Annotated in this window: 17 protein-coding genes and 1 riboswitch; of the genes, 2 read left to right on the forward strand and 15 right to left on the reverse strand. The window is 41.1% G+C overall.

Annotation, left to right across the window (positions count from 1 at the left end):
* Window positions 1-23: 23 nt before the first annotated feature.
* From N8M95_RS05645 to N8M95_RS05695, 11 genes are all read right to left on the reverse strand, one after another.
* Complete coding sequence (locus N8M95_RS05645; protein ID WP_033681280.1) at window positions 24-533, reverse strand: GNAT family N-acetyltransferase; 510 nt, start codon at window positions 531-533, stop codon at window positions 24-26.
* Window positions 533-1,579: a phenylalanine--tRNA ligase subunit alpha gene (gene pheS, locus N8M95_RS05650; protein WP_031237702.1), complete on the reverse strand. Its 1,047-nt coding sequence runs from the start codon at window positions 1,577-1,579 to the stop codon at window positions 533-535. The genes N8M95_RS05645 and pheS overlap by 1 nt, the downstream gene beginning before the upstream one ends.
* Window positions 1,580-1,849: 270 nt before the next feature.
* Window positions 1,850-2,299 carry a GNAT family N-acetyltransferase gene (locus N8M95_RS05655; RefSeq protein WP_025171450.1) on the reverse strand — a complete coding sequence of 150 codons (450 nt, stop codon included), beginning with the start codon at window positions 2,297-2,299 and terminating at the stop codon, window positions 1,850-1,852.
* A 4-nt stretch (window positions 2,300-2,303) separates the two neighbouring features.
* Complete coding sequence (locus N8M95_RS05660; RefSeq protein ID WP_000867300.1) at window positions 2,304-2,723, reverse strand: chromosome partitioning protein ParB; 420 nt, start codon at window positions 2,721-2,723, stop codon at window positions 2,304-2,306.
* A 27-nt stretch (window positions 2,724-2,750) separates the two neighbouring features.
* Window positions 2,751-3,401, reverse strand: coding sequence for a phosphatase PAP2 family protein (locus tag N8M95_RS05665; RefSeq protein WP_314725965.1), 651 nt, complete (start codon window positions 3,399-3,401; stop codon window positions 2,751-2,753).
* The gene (locus tag N8M95_RS05670) at window positions 3,391-3,954 is read right to left on the reverse strand and encodes an ECF transporter S component (RefSeq protein WP_000185834.1); all 564 of its coding nucleotides are present in this window, start codon (window positions 3,952-3,954) and stop codon (window positions 3,391-3,393) included. Before N8M95_RS05670 ends, N8M95_RS05665 begins: the two co-directional genes overlap by 11 nt.
* 153 nt (window positions 3,955-4,107) lie before the next feature.
* Window positions 4,108-4,245, reverse strand: a riboswitch (FMN riboswitch).
* A 53-nt stretch (window positions 4,246-4,298) separates the two neighbouring features.
* Complete coding sequence (locus tag N8M95_RS05675) at window positions 4,299-4,802, reverse strand: tRNA (cytidine(34)-2'-O)-methyltransferase (protein ID WP_060805312.1); 504 nt, start codon at window positions 4,800-4,802, stop codon at window positions 4,299-4,301.
* Between the two features lie 192 nt (window positions 4,803-4,994).
* Entirely contained in the window at window positions 4,995-5,825 is an 831-nt protein-coding gene (locus N8M95_RS05680) for an energy-coupling factor transporter transmembrane component T family protein (RefSeq protein WP_261116779.1), read from the reverse strand.
* A complete protein-coding gene (locus tag N8M95_RS05685; protein WP_261116780.1) occupies window positions 5,810-7,492 on the reverse strand; it encodes an ABC transporter ATP-binding protein in 1,683 nt (560 codons plus the stop codon). Before N8M95_RS05685 ends, N8M95_RS05680 begins: the two co-directional genes overlap by 16 nt.
* A 168-nt stretch (window positions 7,493-7,660) precedes the next feature.
* Window positions 7,661-8,203, reverse strand: a complete 543-nt coding sequence (locus N8M95_RS05690) for an ECF-type riboflavin transporter substrate-binding protein (RefSeq protein WP_261116781.1) — start codon at window positions 8,201-8,203, stop codon at window positions 7,661-7,663.
* A gap of 15 nt (window positions 8,204-8,218) precedes the next feature.
* Window positions 8,219-9,067, reverse strand: a complete 849-nt coding sequence (locus N8M95_RS05695) for an SAM hydrolase/SAM-dependent halogenase family protein (RefSeq protein WP_045605043.1) — start codon at window positions 9,065-9,067, stop codon at window positions 8,219-8,221.
* Between the two features lie 188 nt (window positions 9,068-9,255).
* Here N8M95_RS05695 and trkA point away from each other — a divergent pair, with 188 nt between their 5' ends.
* Window positions 9,256-10,605: a Trk system potassium transporter TrkA gene (gene trkA, locus N8M95_RS05700; protein ID WP_261116782.1), complete on the forward strand. Its 1,350-nt coding sequence runs from the start codon at window positions 9,256-9,258 to the stop codon at window positions 10,603-10,605.
* Window positions 10,606-10,608: 3 nt separating this feature from the next.
* On the forward strand, window positions 10,609-12,048 hold the full coding sequence (locus tag N8M95_RS05705) for a TrkH family potassium uptake protein (RefSeq protein WP_261116783.1): 1,440 nt from the start codon (window positions 10,609-10,611) through the stop codon (window positions 12,046-12,048).
* A 43-nt stretch (window positions 12,049-12,091) separates the two neighbouring features.
* On the opposite strand, the gene N8M95_RS05710 is transcribed toward N8M95_RS05705, so the two are convergent.
* The 4 genes from N8M95_RS05710 to N8M95_RS05725 all read right to left on the reverse strand — a co-directional run bounded on the left by N8M95_RS05710 (window position 12,092) and on the right by N8M95_RS05725 (window position 16,171).
* Window positions 12,092-12,895 carry an ABC transporter ATP-binding protein gene (locus tag N8M95_RS05710; RefSeq protein WP_261116784.1) on the reverse strand — a complete coding sequence of 268 codons (804 nt, stop codon included), beginning with the start codon at window positions 12,893-12,895 and terminating at the stop codon, window positions 12,092-12,094.
* A 12-nt stretch (window positions 12,896-12,907) separates the two neighbouring features.
* Window positions 12,908-13,801, reverse strand: coding sequence for an ABC transporter permease (locus N8M95_RS05715; RefSeq protein WP_001012085.1), 894 nt, complete (start codon window positions 13,799-13,801; stop codon window positions 12,908-12,910).
* 11 nt (window positions 13,802-13,812) lie between these two features.
* Window positions 13,813-14,790, reverse strand: coding sequence for an ABC transporter substrate-binding protein (locus N8M95_RS05720; protein ID WP_261116785.1), 978 nt, complete (start codon window positions 14,788-14,790; stop codon window positions 13,813-13,815).
* 454 nt (window positions 14,791-15,244) lie between these two features.
* Window positions 15,245-16,171 carry an ATP-binding cassette domain-containing protein gene (locus N8M95_RS05725; RefSeq protein WP_033684751.1) on the reverse strand — a complete coding sequence of 309 codons (927 nt, stop codon included), beginning with the start codon at window positions 16,169-16,171 and terminating at the stop codon, window positions 15,245-15,247.
* Between the last annotated feature and the right edge of the window lie 9 nt (window positions 16,172-16,180).

Below are 16,180 nucleotides of genomic sequence, written 5' to 3' on the forward strand. Positions count from 1 at the left end.
ATTTCAATAGAAGAATCATCTTCTTACCTTAATTTCTTTCTCAGTAACCAATCTGTATCTACTTTTTGACCAACCATAAAATGATGTTGGCTAAATTTTTCAAAACCATATCGATTATAAAACGCTTGAGCTTTTGTATTATGCTCCCAAACACCTAGCCAAGCCCAAGAAAAACTATTTTTGGTAGCAAGTTCAAGAGCGAATTCAAACAGTTGCTTACCTAGTCCAAATCCTTGGAATTTTTGTAGCACATAGAGGCGTTGAATTTCAAAAGCATCCTCTAATTCTCTCTCAGTCTGAGCACTTCCCCAGTTGACTTTGAGAAAACCAGCTATCTCCTCTTCATGCATAATGAAATAGGTTTCGGATTCTGGCTTTTCCAACTCAGTTGACAAAACTCTCAGACTATAAGCCTCTTCAAAGTATTCCTGTAACTGCTCTTCTGTATTATCATGAGCAAATGTTTCACGAAAGGTTTGTTTGGCAATTTTGGCCAACACCCCAACATCTGCCAGTTCTACTTTTTTAATCATTATTTAAACTGTTCTGAGAAGCGGACATCTCCTTGGTAGAATCCACGGATATCGTTGATTCCGTAACGGAGCATAGCTACACGCTCTTGTCCAAGACCAAAGGCAAATCCAGAGTAGACCGTTGCATCAATTCCACTCATTTCGAGAACACGTGGGTGAACCATACCAGCACCCATGATTTCAATCCAACCAGTTTTCTTACATACGTTACATCCTTCACCACCACATTTGAAGCACGAAACATCCACCTCAACAGATGGTTCTGTGAATGGGAAGTAAGAGGGGCGCAAACGAATTTGACGCTCTTCGCCAAACATTTTTTGCACAATCAACTGAAGGGTTCCTTGAAGGTCTGCCATAGAAATGTTCTTCCCAACAACCAAACCTTCGATTTGGTGGAATTGGTGACTGTGGGTCGCATCGTCTGTGTCACGACGGAAGACACGCCCTGGTGAGATCATTTTCAAAGGGCCTTTAGAGAAATCATGAGCATCCATAGCACGCGCCTGCACAGGAGATGTATGAGTACGGAGCAAGATTTCTTCAGTGATATAGAATGTGTCCTGCATATCGCGGGCTGGATGATCTTTCGGAAGGTTCATACGTTCAAAGTTATAGTAGTCTTGCTCCACTTCAAAACCATCCACGACTTGGTAACCCATACCAATGAAAATATCTTCGATTTCTTCACTGGTTTGTGTCAAAACGTGGCGGTGACCCGTCGCAACAGGGCGACCTGGAAGTGTCACATCGATACTCTCGCTAGCCAGTTGAGCTGCGACTTTCTTTTCTTCCAATAGTTTAGCTGTTTCTTCAAAGGCTGCTGTCAAGACATCACGAGCTTCATTGACGTGTTTCCCGATAATCGGACGCATCTCAGCAGAGACATCTTTCATCCCTTTGAGGATTTCAGTAAGTGAACCCTTTTTCCCAAGGACAGAAACACGCAAATCTTGCATCTCTTTTTTATTTTCAGCAGTAATCTGCTTCAAGCTAGCCAGCGTTTCTTCACGAAGCGCTTTTAATTGTTCTTCAATAGTTGACATAATTCCTCCATCAGTCTCTCGTAGATAAAAAGAAAACCACATGCCAAAAACTCCACTCGGAGCGTTGACACGCGGTACCATCCGTTTTTATCTGACAAGTCAGACCTTCATTTCTAAATCCATGCACAAGTGAATTCACCCAGCTTTCATATAGAGAGCTTGCAGTCACGGCTCTCCTCCCTGATATACTTCCCTTGAGTTACTAGTCTTGCAGATTTCTATTCAATTACTACATAGTTTATCAGATTTTGAGTTAAAAAACAAGTTAGATTAGATTAATTTCAATACAAAACTCATTCCTTTTTCTGTTGCTCCATTTTCCACAAATCCAAGCGACTTGAAACACCTCCTAGAAGCATGATTGTAGGTGTAGATTTCCTTGACTCTCAATTCTTTCCATCCTTTTACTCGAGCCAATTCAATCAAAGCACTTAGAATCTTTTTTCCAAGTCCTCGATGTTGGTAAGCGGAATTCCCAATCACAATGGGGAGATTATCCTGAGATAGTGTAACATCCCCAATTGGAAACCATTCTCCCTTCTCCTTGACTTCAATCCAAAAAAGTTCACCATGCTGATCCAAATGGGAATACATAGCTTCCAAAGTTTCTTGACTATAAGGTTTCTTCACACCATCTACGAGGTGAACTAAGTTCACATCCTGATACCAAGCAAAAGCTTCTTCACAATGATTGACCTTATAATAAGGAACAAGACGCAGTGCATTATCTATTTGTAAAATCCGTTTCATCTGCTTTCCTTTTCCACAAAATAGTTGCTGCTTGATTAAAACCATCACACCAGTTATACCATTTTGCTTCATACTCATCTTGAGCTAAGATATGATTTTTTAAATCCAGAACAGAGTAAATCATTCTTTCCTCACAAGCTTGCGCATAGAGATGATATAGTTCATCACCACCATCTCTATCCCACTCAGCAGAAATCGTATCCCGACCTGCCAATAAAGCCTGATAAGCCCTGTGATGTCCATCTGTAATCAACAAGCAATTTCCAAAGGCAAGAATACTGATTGGATCGACTTGGATTGTTTCTGCCGACTGGTAAAGCATCTGAATATCTTGCAACTTCTTTTCTGATAAGTATAGTTGAGTCGGATGAAGATCTGCTATATTGACTTTCATTTCTTTCTCCTCAAAGGAATTTGATACTCACTTCTGCTTGCCTTTAAATCGCCATTGGAATCGGAGATTGTCATAGAAGGGAAACTCGATAAACAGGACTCCCAAGCCCACACAGAGACTGGCAAGGACATCTGATGGATAGTGAACTCCCAGATAGACCCTTGATACCAGCACACTGACTAGGTAGAGACCAAGGACGATTTGTACGATTTTTCTCCAGACTGGATTTTTCATCCGTTGACTGAGAATGATAATCAGAGAACCGACCATCAAGGTTACAGCCAGAGAATGGCCACTTGGAAAGGAAAATCCCTTCTCCTCAACCAAGTGTAAAATAGCTGGTCGTGGGCGCTGGTAAATATTTTTAAAGGTCACGATTAAAAGACCTGCCAAAGCCAGATTTCCCAGCATGAAGAAACTTTCTACCTTCCACCGCTTACGATAAAAGACAAAAGCTGTAATGACAACCCAAGTGATAATCACTGGAATATCAATCAAGCGTGTGATGGCCCTAAAAAGAATAGTCAAGTAATCTGGCAAGTCTCCTCGAACGGCAGTCTGTATCGGTTGGTCAAAACCGACCAGCGTTTCAGGGTAAAATTTGACCATGTAGCCAAGAATAACGAAAAGTAAAAGGGCAAAACTGCCCTTCATTAAAAATGTTTGTTTATCTCTCATAATGTTTTAAGGTTGGTTTCAAGAGAACATACAACAACCAGAATGAAACGGAAAAGATTACACCCTCAATCAAGTTAAAAGGTAATACCATGGTCATTAGGTAGTTGGAAAGTCCCAAAATTTTTCCAATATCAAAGTTAGCAAACTTAGCGTACAAAGGAACAGCATAAACATAATTGAGAACCAACATAGCCACGGTTAAACCAATAGTCCCAGCTAGAGAGCCTAGTAGGAAACGAAGGGTTGTCCGTTCCTTTTTCCAAATCAAAGCAAATACGATGACAAAAACTCCCAAAGCTACGATATTCATTGGCAAACCAATGTAAGTATTCACTCCCTGACTGTTAAGAAGCAGTTTCAAGAGTGAGCGAAGCAAGAGAACTCCTAGAGCAGCAGGCAAATCCATGACCACTAAGCCCACAAGGACTGGCAAGATACTAAATTCGATCTTGAGGAAGGACGCCGCTGGTAAAAGCGGAAAGTCAAAGTACATCAGCACAAATGAGATGGCTGATAAAATCGCAATGGTCGAAAGTCGACGTGTGTTTGTCATAACAGGTTCCTCCAATTTTCTATAAAATCAGAAGAAGTTAGAAAGGATTCCTCTATCTATTCTCACTTTTTATATCCCAAAAGTTCCCTCTAACTCCGTTGAGCAAGCGGTTACAGTTTGGCTATAAATCTATCAGAACAGACAAAGCTATTCTTTCGTCTTCTCCCATCCAGACTATACTGTCGGTTGTGGAATCTCACCACATCAGCTTGCGCTCGCGGACTTATTTGGCTAAAATAGCTAGTCAAATTTACCGCCGGTCGGGAATTTCACCCTGCCCTGAAGACTCTTTTATCATAACAAAAAACGCTTGCAAGCGCAAGCATTTTGTTCATTTTCATTTTTTATTTCAATTTATCCACTTCATAGGTATGAACAAGCTCAAGACCTGCAAAGTTCTGCTGGCGGAGGGCTTCGTAGACAATCATGCAGACGGTATTAGACACATTGAGACTGCGGACATGTTCATCATTCATGGGAATACGGAGAGCCTTCTCAGGATGTTCTCGCATAAAGTCCTCAGGCAAGCCCTTGTCTTCACGTCCAAAGAGAAAATAATGGTCTTCGTCAGTCGATAAATCCACCTCAGAATACACGTTCTCAGCAAATTTCGAAATCAGATAGAGTTTTCCTTCCATCTGGGACATGAAATCTTCCAAACTGTCGTAAAAATAAATCTCTAGCTTATCCCAATAATCCAGCCCAGCTCGCTTCATCTTGCGATCATCGATAGGAAAGCCCATAGGCTTGATGATGTGGAGGGGAGAATTGGTTGCAGCGCACGTACGCGCGATATTGCCTGTATTTTGTGGAATTTGTGGCTCAAATAATACAATGTGATTTGTCATGACTTGCTTCCTTTCACCATTGCAAAAAAATAGCCACACTGCCCGGAGTCAAGCTCAGCAAACAGCGTGGTTAAGGCATCGTTAACTTACCTCACAACAGGTTTGAAGTAAATCAGCGAAACTACTTTCTTAGTATAACACTTTCAGAATCATTGTCAATAGAAACGACTTGATTTTTTCAATTTTTTCAAGCTATTTCCAAGGGTTGTAAAATCGTCCGTGATTTTGCAAGATAAGTAGTAAACTAGCTACAAAAAACAAGGCTGCCAAAAGCAAGGTAAGATAGTCTCCTTTTTTCAAGGCTTGGTAACTATACCAAGTGCGTTTTTTCTCTTTTCCAAAGCGGCGAAGCTCCATGGCGGTCGCGATGGTATCAATGCGTTCTAACGAGCTGAAAATCAAGGGAGTGATAATGCGCAGATTGCCTTTGATTCGTTGCATGAGAGAAGCTTTCTTGGATAATTCCATCCCACGCGCCTCCTGAGACATCTTGATGGTAAAGAATTCTTCCTGTAAATCTGGAATATAACGCAAGGTCAAACTAACAGAATAGGCAATTTTGTAAGATACCCCAATTTGATTAAGGCTAGAAGCAAACTGACTAGGATGAGTGGTCATTAAAAAGATAATAGCCAGAGGAATGGTGCAAAGGTACTTAATGGCCAGATTTAGCAGGTAAAAGAGCTCTTGACTGGTCAGAGTGTAGACTCCGATTCCCTGCCAAATCACACTTCTCTCTCCGTAAAGTCCAACCCCATACTCGGGAGAAAAGAGATAGACCATCAAAACGTTTAAAACGGCAAATACCGTCGCAAAAACTGCTACAAAGGAAACATCTTTAAAACGGATTTCTGACAAATAGAGGAGAAAGACCGAAAAGATGGCAATCAGAACAAGCAGTCTGGTATCATAGCTAATCATGGCCGCCAATGATACGAGAATGAAAAATAGGAGTTTACCAGCGCCTGACAAGCGATGAATCACAGTATCTCTGTGCTGGTAACCGATTAATTTAGCTTGCATCCTTCTCTCCTTTCTTTGTAAAATGCCGTTAAAGCAAGTGGATCCACGTCTAGTTTCTTGGCCAAGTTAAAGATTGAAGTTTCTTTTAGGTTGGCTTTTACTAACAGCTCAGGATTGCTCAAGAGACTAGCTGGATCAGTATCGGCAATCAATTCCCCATCCACCATGACAAGGGCCCGGTCTGAATAATCCAGCATCAATTGCATATCATGAGTAATCATGACAATGGTATGACCTTTTTGATGCAGTTCTTCAAGAAATTCCATAATCTCAGTATAGTTCTTCTGGTCTTGACCTGCTGTCGGTTCATCTAAGAGGATAATTTCAGCTCCCAAGACCAAAATGGAGGCAATAGTGACACGTTTTTTCTGACCAAATGACAGGGCAGAAATGGGCCAATTACGAAATTCATAGAGACCACAGATTTTCAAAGTTTCATAGACTCTTGTTTCAATTTCCTGCTCGTTCACACCTCGCAAGCGAAGTCCCATAGCCACCTCATCAAAAATCATGTTGGTTGAAATCATTTGATTGGGATTTTGCAGCACATAGCCTACTCGTTCAGCCCGCTCTGCCACAGAATCTCCTTTTATATCCTGTCCTTCCCACAGATATCGGCCTTCAGTCTGGATAAAGCTACTTAAGGCCTTGGCTAGAGTTGACTTCCCTGCTCCATTTTTCCCGACAATGGCAATCTTTTCACCCTTTTTAATATCTAAATGAAGGGACTTTAAAATCGGACTATCATCATAAGAAAAAGAAACATCCTCTAATTTAAAGAGTGACTGTAAATCTGGGGTTTCTTTTACCAATTCCGTCTGTAACTGAACCTGACCTTTTGAGATGGACAAGCTATCCAGATCTGTTAATTGTTCTTCCTTAGCTAAATCCACACCCAATTGACGGAGAGTGGTGAGATAAAGGGGTTCTCGAATTCCATTTTGGGTCAATAAATCAGTCGAAAGTAGCTGGTCAGGGGCACCATTAAAGAGGATACGACCATCGTTTATCAGGATAATCCGATCGACAGGGCGATGCAGAACATCCTCTAAACGATGTTCGATAATAAGGGTCGTCGTCCCCTCCTCCTTATGAATCTGATCAATCAATTCGATAATATCCTGACCTGACTTGGGATCCAGATTGGCGAGTGGCTCATCAAACAAAAGAATCGGACTCTCATCAATCAAGACACCAGCCAGACTGACTCGCTGCTTTTGTCCACCTGACAAATCCTGAGGACGCTGCGGCAGTAAAGGGATAAGGTCCAGCTTTTCAGCCCATTTATGAACACGATTTTTCATCTCATCTAGAGCTGTCACATCATTTTCCAGAGCAAAAGCCAAATCTTCTGCCACGGACAGACCGATAAACTGCCCATCTGTATCCTGCAAAACTGTGCTGACTAGATGAGATTTATCATAGATGCTCATATCAAAGGCTGCTTGACCCTTTATCAAAAATTCTCCAGACATCTGACCCTTGTATATGTTAGGGATAATCCCATTCAAACACTGACCCAAGGTAGACTTACCTGACCCAGATGGTCCAACAATCAAGACTTTCTCTCCCTTGTAAATGGTTAAATCCACTCCTTGCAAGGTCGGTTCTTGTTGCGTTTCATACCGGAAAGAGAAATCCTTCCACTCAATTATAGCTTCTTTCATCTTACTCTCTTCATTCGCTTCTTAGACTTCTATTTTATCATAAATTAACCCCTTCTTGCAGTCTCTTCTCTTAAAATCTTAGCGCCAACAAGATTCCTATCCTAGACTGGTTACCTGACTAGACTATAAACAGTGAAAAAGACTGGTCACCCAGCCTTTTCCTTTATCTTAGTCCTTTTTCAAACTTCCTGAACGAGTCTGCGTACGTGAATAAGCTAGCAAGAGAAGGGTTCCTGCGATAGCTACAGTTACAGCATTACCAATACCTGCAACAATCCCTTGAGCAAATACTTTTTCTGCCGCTTCTCGATAAATCACAACATCTCCAAGTGGTGCCAAGATACCCCAAACAAGAGCATTTGCAACAATCTGAATGAGGTTAAAGAAGACAATATCCTTCAACTCAAAAACACCCTGTGTTACTCGAATGTATTTTCTAAAGAGTCCTACAGCCAGACCAAAGAGCCCACTAGCAATAATCCATGTCCACCAAAGACCTCCTGAAACAGCATCTTTCACTGCATGTCCAATTAATCCTACAAACAGACCAACTACTGGCCCAAAAATGATAGACAAGAGACTCTGCAATGCGTACTGAAGCTGAATATTTGTATTTGGAACAGGTGTCGGAATGTTAATCATCCCGATGACAACAAAGAGCGCAGCTCCAACACCGATAGCAACAACTTGTTTAATTGATTGATTTTTCATCTATAATCTCCTATTTTATGATTCTATTTTCTTTATTTCAATGGTCCAAGATGAACCGACACCCACATTATAGGCCTTGGCAAAGGAACCTTGGTTAATTGCTAGACCTAAACGATAGAGAGAGTTGATGTAAAGGATGGGTTGCCCAATTCTCACATCTGCAAATGATTTTCCATAGACAACCTGATTTTGATAGACCAGCATATCAGCATGATAGATAGTCACTTCAAAACGGTCACCGAATGCTGGTTCCAGTTTGTAAAATTCTTCTCGCGTGATCGATGTCCAAAGCGAACCGAAACGCACATCCAGAATATCAATAGCTCCCTTCACCAAATGATCTTCTATGATAGTCTCTACAACTGGAAGCTCCACAATCTGATCCACACTGAGCTCAGGCCCCACTTCCTCAAAAGTAATGTGACCACTGGCCAATTTAGCACCAGTATAAGCATAAACATCACGACCGTGGAAGGTATAAGAATGCTCTGTATTTTGACGTCGATTGGCCACTTCAGAAATCTCACGAATAGCTACAATACCAACGTGTTTCTTGATAAAGGAAAGAGTTCCATTGTCTGGTGTGACAATGTATTGATTTTTTGCAGTTTTGGCAACCACACTCTTACGTTTCGAGCCGACACCTGGATCGACAACCGATACAAAAGTCGTTCCCTCAGGCCAGTAGTCCACCGTCTGAAAGAGACGGTAGCTCCCCTCAAAAATATTATAAGGCGTGATATCGTGCGTCAAGTGATGGATTTTTAAGGTTGGAGACTCTTCTAAAGCAACTCCAATCATAGCCGATACCGCACCATCAACCAGACCAAAGTCTGATTGTAATACTAGTAAATTATTATTCATTTTATCTCCTTGTATATCCTTTATCATACCATATTTCAGAGAAAGGTGCTAATAGCTATTTTAATTGATTAGGGTATAGTTTTACCTTATAGCAAATTTCCTACTAAAAGCTCTGGTTATTAGCTAGTAGGTGCATTTTTTCTTGAAAAAAGGTATGATAGTTACATCATGAAAAAGTAGGTTTTATTATGAAAATTATCCTTGTCGGAGGGGGAAAAGTTGGTTTTGCCCTCTGTCGCTCCTTGGTTGCAGAAAAGCATGATGTTTTGCTGATTGAGCAAGACGAAGCTGTCCTCAATCATATTGTCAATCGCTTTGATATCATAGGCATCCTTGGTAACGGGGCCGATTTTACCATCCTTGAGCAAGCCAGCGTCCAGGATTGTGATATCTTTATCGCCCTGACTGAATACGATGAAGTGAACATGATTGCAGCCGTTCTAGCCAAAAAAATGGGAGCTAAAGAGACCATCGTTCGGGTGCGGAACCCTGAATATTCTAACTCTTATTTCAAGGAAAAGAATATTCTCGGTTTTTCTCTTATCGTTAATCCTGAGCTCTTGGCTGCCCGTGCTATTGCTAATATCATTGACTTCCCCAACGCCCTCTCTGTCGAACGTTTCTTTGGTGGACGGGTCAGCTTGATGGAATTCGCTGTTAAATCCTCCAGTGGTCTTTGCCAAATGCCCATTTCTGATTTTCGGAAAAAATTTGGCAATGTCATTGTCTGTGCGATAGAAAGGGATCATCAAATTATCATTCCAAGCGGTGACATGACTGTACAGGATAAAGATAGAATCTTTGTCACTGGTAACCGTGTTGACATGATGCTCTTCCATAATTATTTTAAATCACGTGCCGTGAAGAGCCTTCTTATTGTTGGAGCAGGTAGAATTGCCTATTATCTACTAGGTATTCTCAAAGACAGTCGTATCGATACCAAGGTTATTGAAATCAATCCTGAGATCGCCAGCTTCTTTAGCGAGAAATTCCCAAATCTTTACATCGTTCAAGGAGATGGGACCGCAAAAGATATCCTGCTGGAAGAAAGTGCTCAAAACTATGATGCCGTTGCGACTCTAACAGGAGTCGATGAGGAAAATCTGATTACTTCTATGTTCCTTGACAGCGTAGGTGTGCAGAAAAATATTACCAAGGTCAATCGTACCAGTCTCCTCGAGATTATCAATGCGCCTGATTTTTCAAGTATCATCACACCTAAAAGCATTGCTGTAGATACGATTATGCACTTCATTCGTGGTCGAGTGAATGCCCAGTATTCAGACCTTCAAGCCATGCACCATCTAGCTAATGGCCAAATTGAAACCCTGCAATTCCATATCAAGGAAGCTAATAAGATGACTGCCAAACCACTTTCTCAACTGAAATTGAAAAAAGGGGTTCTGATTGCAGCCATCATTCGAAAGGGCAAGACTATTTTCCCTACAGGGGAGGATATGCTTGAAGTCGGAGACAAGCTCCTAGTAACAACCTTGTTGCCAAACATCACCAAGATTTATGACTTGATCGCGAGGTAAGAAATGAATAAAAGTATGATTCGTTACCTCCTTTCAAAATTACTTTTGATTGAAGCTGTTCTTCTTTTGGTTCCTGTAGCTGTTGCTATCTATTACCGTGAATCGAGCCAAGTCTTTACAGCCCTCTTTACAACGATTGGGATTCTCGTATTACTAGGCGGTTCAGGAATTTTACAAAAGCCAAAAAATCAACGGATTTATGCCAAGGAGGGAGTCTTGATTGTGGCCCTCTGTTGGATCCTTTGGTCCTTCTTTGGTGGTCTCCCCTTCGTCTTTGCTGGGCAAATTCCCAGCGTTATCGATGCCTTTTTTGAAATCAGTTCTGGCTTTACAACTACTGGAGCAACTATTCTGAACGACGTTTCGGTTCTCAGTCGTTCCCTCCTCTTCTGGCGAAGTTTTACCCACTTGATTGGAGGGATGGGAGTGCTTGTTTTTGCACTTGCTATTATGGATAATGCCAAGAATAGCCACCTAGAAGTGATGAAGGCTGAGGTTCCTGGCCCTGTTTTTGGTAAAGTAGTATCCAAACTAAAAAACACTGCCCAGATTCTCTATCTCCTTTATCTAGCTCTCTTTTCCCTCTTTGTCATCATCTATTATCTAGCTGGTATGCCCCTATTTGATAGTTTTGTCATTGCCATGGGAACAGCAGGTACAGGAGGTTTTACAGTCTATAACGACGGGATTGCCCACTATGGTAGCTCACTGATTACCTATCTGGTTAGTATCGGAGTTTTGGTTTTTGGGGTAAATTTCAACCTCTACTACTACCTCATGCTCCGTCGCATCAAGGCCTTCTTTGGAGATGAAGAACTTCGGGCTTACTTAGTCATCGTAATGATTTCTACAGGCTTGATCAGCCTCAATACCCTCTATCTCTACTCAGGATTTTCAAAGAGTTTTGAAATGGCCTTCTTCCAGGTTTCCAATATCATTACAACGACTGGTTTTGGTTACGGAGATATTACCAACTGGCCCCTCTTCTCCCAGTTTATCCTTCTCTTCCTCATGGGAATCGGTGGTTCTGCTGGTTCAACCGCAGGTGGACTCAAGGTTATTCGAGGCCTCATCCTTTCAAAAATTGCCAAAAACCAAATTTTGTCAATCCTATCGCCCCACCGTGTTTTGACCCTCCATGTTAATAAAACAGTGATTGACAAAGATACCCAGCATAAGATTCTCAAGTACTTTGTCATCTATTCTATGATTTTGCTATCCCTTATCTTTATTGTCAGCCTAGATAGCAATGATTTTCTGGTTGTGACCAGCGCTGTCTTTAGCTGTTTCAATAATATCGGACCTATTCTAGGAACCACTTCTAGCTTCTCAATCTTTAGTCCTATCTCAAAAATTCTCCTCTCCTTTGCAATGATTGCAGGGCGCTTGGAGATATACCCAATCCTACTTCTCTTCATGAAGAGGACTTGGTCTAAGAGATAAAATACAACCACACCTTGTGTCTTACAAAGTGTGGTGTTTTTCTTTATCCCAAAACCAATTCATCGCTAACTAAACTTTGCCCACTATTTTTCTGGAAGAGATGCATGAGATCTTCAACCGTCAGATGCTTTTTCTCCTCTCCCTTGACATCCACCACTATCTTACCCTGATAGAGCATAATAAGACGATTCCCGTACTCAATCGCATGGTTCATATCGTGGGTAATCATCAAAGTCGTCAACTGATGATCTTCCACAATTTTTTGCGTCAAATCCATCACCATTTGACTCGTTTTCGGGTCAAGTGCCGCAGTGTGTTCATCTAAAAGCAAAAGTTTGGGTTTCACCAAGGCTGCCATGACTAAGGTCAAGGCCTGTCTTTGTCCTCCTGAAAGGTATTGAGTATCCACTTTCAAGCGATTTTCAAGGCCAATATTCAACTCTTTCAAGGCCTCTTGGAACTGGATTCTCTCCTTCTCCTTCACGCCCCAACCAAGCCCTCTCTTCTGCCCACGTCTCAAGGCAATAGCCATATTCTCCTCAATCGTCAAACGAGAAGCTGTTCCCATCTTAGGATCTTGAAAAACACGGGCAATATCCTTGGCTCTCTTTCTTACACTAAGATTTTTAATGGATTTGCCTGCCAATAAAAGGTCCCCTTCATCCACCGATAGATTGCCAGCCAAGATATTCATCAAAGTGGATTTCCCTGCTCCATTTCCACCAATCACAGAGATAAAATCTCCCTCTTCAACCTCTAAGTCTAATCCTTTGAGGACATGGTTCTCATTGACCGTCCCTGCTTCAAAGGTTTTGTGAATATTTTCAAGTGTTAACAAACTTGCCATAACTTTCTCCTCCTATTCATTTCTCAGTTTCAAACCACGAATCTTTAATCTCTTTTGCAGTTCTGGTGCAAATAACACTAAGGCTAGCAAGATTGCATTAAAGAGACGTACCAGGTTTTGATCTAGATTTGGAATTTCATAGATATTTAAAATAATCAAACGGTAAACAATGGCACCGATTCCGATAGATAACAAGCGACCTCCAATGGTCAAGTCGTGTATCAAAACTTCTGCAATAATAACTGCACTCAAACCAACAACGATGGTTCCTGTCCCAGAGGTTACGTCTGAAAATCCATCATTTTGAGCGAACAAGGAACCACACAGGGCAATCAAACCATTTGAAATCATGTAACCAACAATCTTCATGGTGTCTACATTGACCCCATTAGCCTCACTCATCGGAATATTGTCCCCAGTCGAACGCAAGACCAATCCAATCTCCGTTTTCATCAAAAGAGTCAAGACCAAACAAACAAGTAGGAGACAGGCCAAACTGAATGAGAAAACAGCTTCTTCATTTGTCAGCCCCAAGCTCGCCAATTGTTTAAAGACAGTTGAAGAATCTCCCAAGGAAAGGTTGGGCACACTGCCCATGATTTTAATATTGATTGAATAAAGCCCTGTCAAGGTCACAATCCCTGTCAAGAGAGCTGGGATTTTCATCTTGGTGTGGAGCATTCCTGATACAAGACCAGCTACCATACCTGCCAACAAAGCAAGTAAGGTCGCAATCCAAGGATTTGTCCCTGCCTGTATCTGCGATACAACGACAGCTGCCCCCAAAGGAAAGGCTCCTTCAGCAGTCATATCCGCAATATCCAAAATACGGAAAGTCAAGTAGACCCCAATAGCCATAATCGACCATAGCAAACCTTCTGATAAACTAGATAATACAAAATTCATCTTAAACCTCCTTATTCCTTGCCTTCTAACTTACTAATATCAATTCCCAATGCATCTGCCATTTCTTGATTGGTATGCAATTCCAGTTTTTCAGGCAACTCAACTGCTATATTTTCTGGCTTTTCACCTTTTAAAACACGAATCAGCATGCGGGCTGTCTGTCTTCCCAATTCTTCATAATTGGTTCCGTAGTTATACAAGCCACCAACAGCAATCATTTCTGTGGAACCACCGAATACTGGAACCTTGTGTTTAATAGAAACCTGCTTAACTGTTTCCATGGTTGACGAAATGATATTGTCCGTTGGTACAAAAACCATATCCACTTCTGCCATCAAACTCTCTGCTGCCGCTTTGACATTGTTACTGTCCAAGATTGTTTTTTCAACAACGGTAAAGCCTTTTTCTTCCAGAAGTCGCTTAGCTTCATCCTTTTGGACAACTGAGTTTGGCTCGCTCTGAGTATAGAGGATTCCAATTGTTTTAGCTTTTGGCAACACTTTCTTTATCAAATTGATTTGGGTTGAGATAGCATCTGATGACTGATCACTTGTTCCAGTTACATTGCCCCCAGGATGCTCTCTTGACTCTACCAACTTGGCACTGACAGGGTCTGTTACAGCTGAAAAGATAACCGGTGTCGTTTGTGTTGTATTAGCCAAGCTCTGAGCAGAAGGCGTTGCGATAGCTAGAACGACATCACTAGATTCTGCTAGTTGCTGGGAAATCGTTTTTAGGTTTCGTTGTTCTCCCTGTGCATTTTGCAAATCAATCTCGATATTTTTCCCTTCAGCATAGCCTTGCTTGGCAAGCTCATCCACAAACCCTTCTCTAGTAGCGTCTAAGGACTGGTGGGTAATAAATTGCGAAATACCGATACGAAACACATCTTTTTTCTTATCTGCCTTCAACTGATGCAAACTAATCAGAGAGGTCAAGAGAATCCCCACTACCAAGAGAGGGGCTAGTAATTTTCGAACAACTTTCATAATGAAACTCCTTCTCAGAAAAGATAAAACAAAAAACCGCCTAGATAATATCTAAACGGATGCTTGAAATAAGCTAACAAGTTACAACTTAGCTAGTCCATTTAGATATTCATCTATATGGACCACAATCAAAAATCTTAGCCACATAGATACAAACAAATTGCTTGAACTGTTTGCATCCATGGTGACATGTCTACAAACACTATCTAAAGTAGCTAAAGTAAAAGTTTTGATTCATCGTTACAGCTTGTCTCTTATTCATTTCTTTTTCTGCTTTCTTTTTTGATGTTTCCTATCTTACCACCTTTTTCATCAGCTGTCAAGAATATTTCAGAATTTTTTAAAATTTTTCGAAAATTCTTTCAGGATACTTTCAAAGATTTTTTCAAATCAGTCCAACAAAAAAAGGTTTATAATTCCCATAAAAATTGATATGGAAATTATAAAACCATTATTAGTTTAACCCTTGTTGGTAACGCGCTAATTCGGCTTGGTTAGCCCAAACATAGTGACCTGGACGGATTTCTACCATAGATGGCTTATCAGTCTCATAGTCGTGTTGACTTGGGTCGTAAACCTTCAAGACCTTCTTACGTTCCAAGATTGGATCTGGGATTGGTACCGCTGAAAGCAAGGCTTGAGTATATGGATGAATTGGATTGTTAAACAATTCTTCTGTTTCTGCAACCTCTACAATAACACCCTTGTAAATAACCGCGATACGATCTGAAATAAAACGAACGACAGACAAGTCATGGGCGATAAAGAGATAGGTCAAGCCAAGTTCTTTTTGGAATTTTTTGAGCAAGTTCAAGACTTGGGCACGCACAGAAACGTCCAAGGCTGAAATGGGCTCATCCGCAATAACAAAGTCTGGTTGCATGACCAAGGCACGGGCAATACCGATACGTTGACGTTGACCACCTGAGAATTCATGAGGGTAACGAGTCAAGTGCTCAGCAAGAAGACCTACTTCACGGATAATATTTTGAACTTTCTCTTTACGTTCTTCTTCATCCTTGAACAGATGATGATTGTAAAGACCTTCAGAAATAATATAATCAACAGTCGCACGTTCATTCAAACTTGCGGCAGGGTCTTGGAAAATCATCTGGATACGACGAATCAATTCCGCAGCTTGTTCACGCGATTTCTTACCATTAATCTTTTGACCATCAAAAATGATATCACCATTACTTGTATCATTTAGACCGATTATCGCACGACCAATAGTTGTTTTCCCACTACCTGACTCACCTACAAGCGAGAACGTTTCTCCCTTGTTGATAAAGAAGTTAGCATTTTTAACCGCGACAAACTTCTTACTTCCTTCACCGAAGGAAATTTCTAAATCTTTGATTTCTACTAATTTTTCAGACATTTCCTTCCT

The sequence above is a fragment of the Streptococcus mitis genome, from assembly GCF_946190325.1.
GTDB lineage: Bacteria > Bacillota > Bacilli > Lactobacillales > Streptococcaceae > Streptococcus > Streptococcus mitis_CF.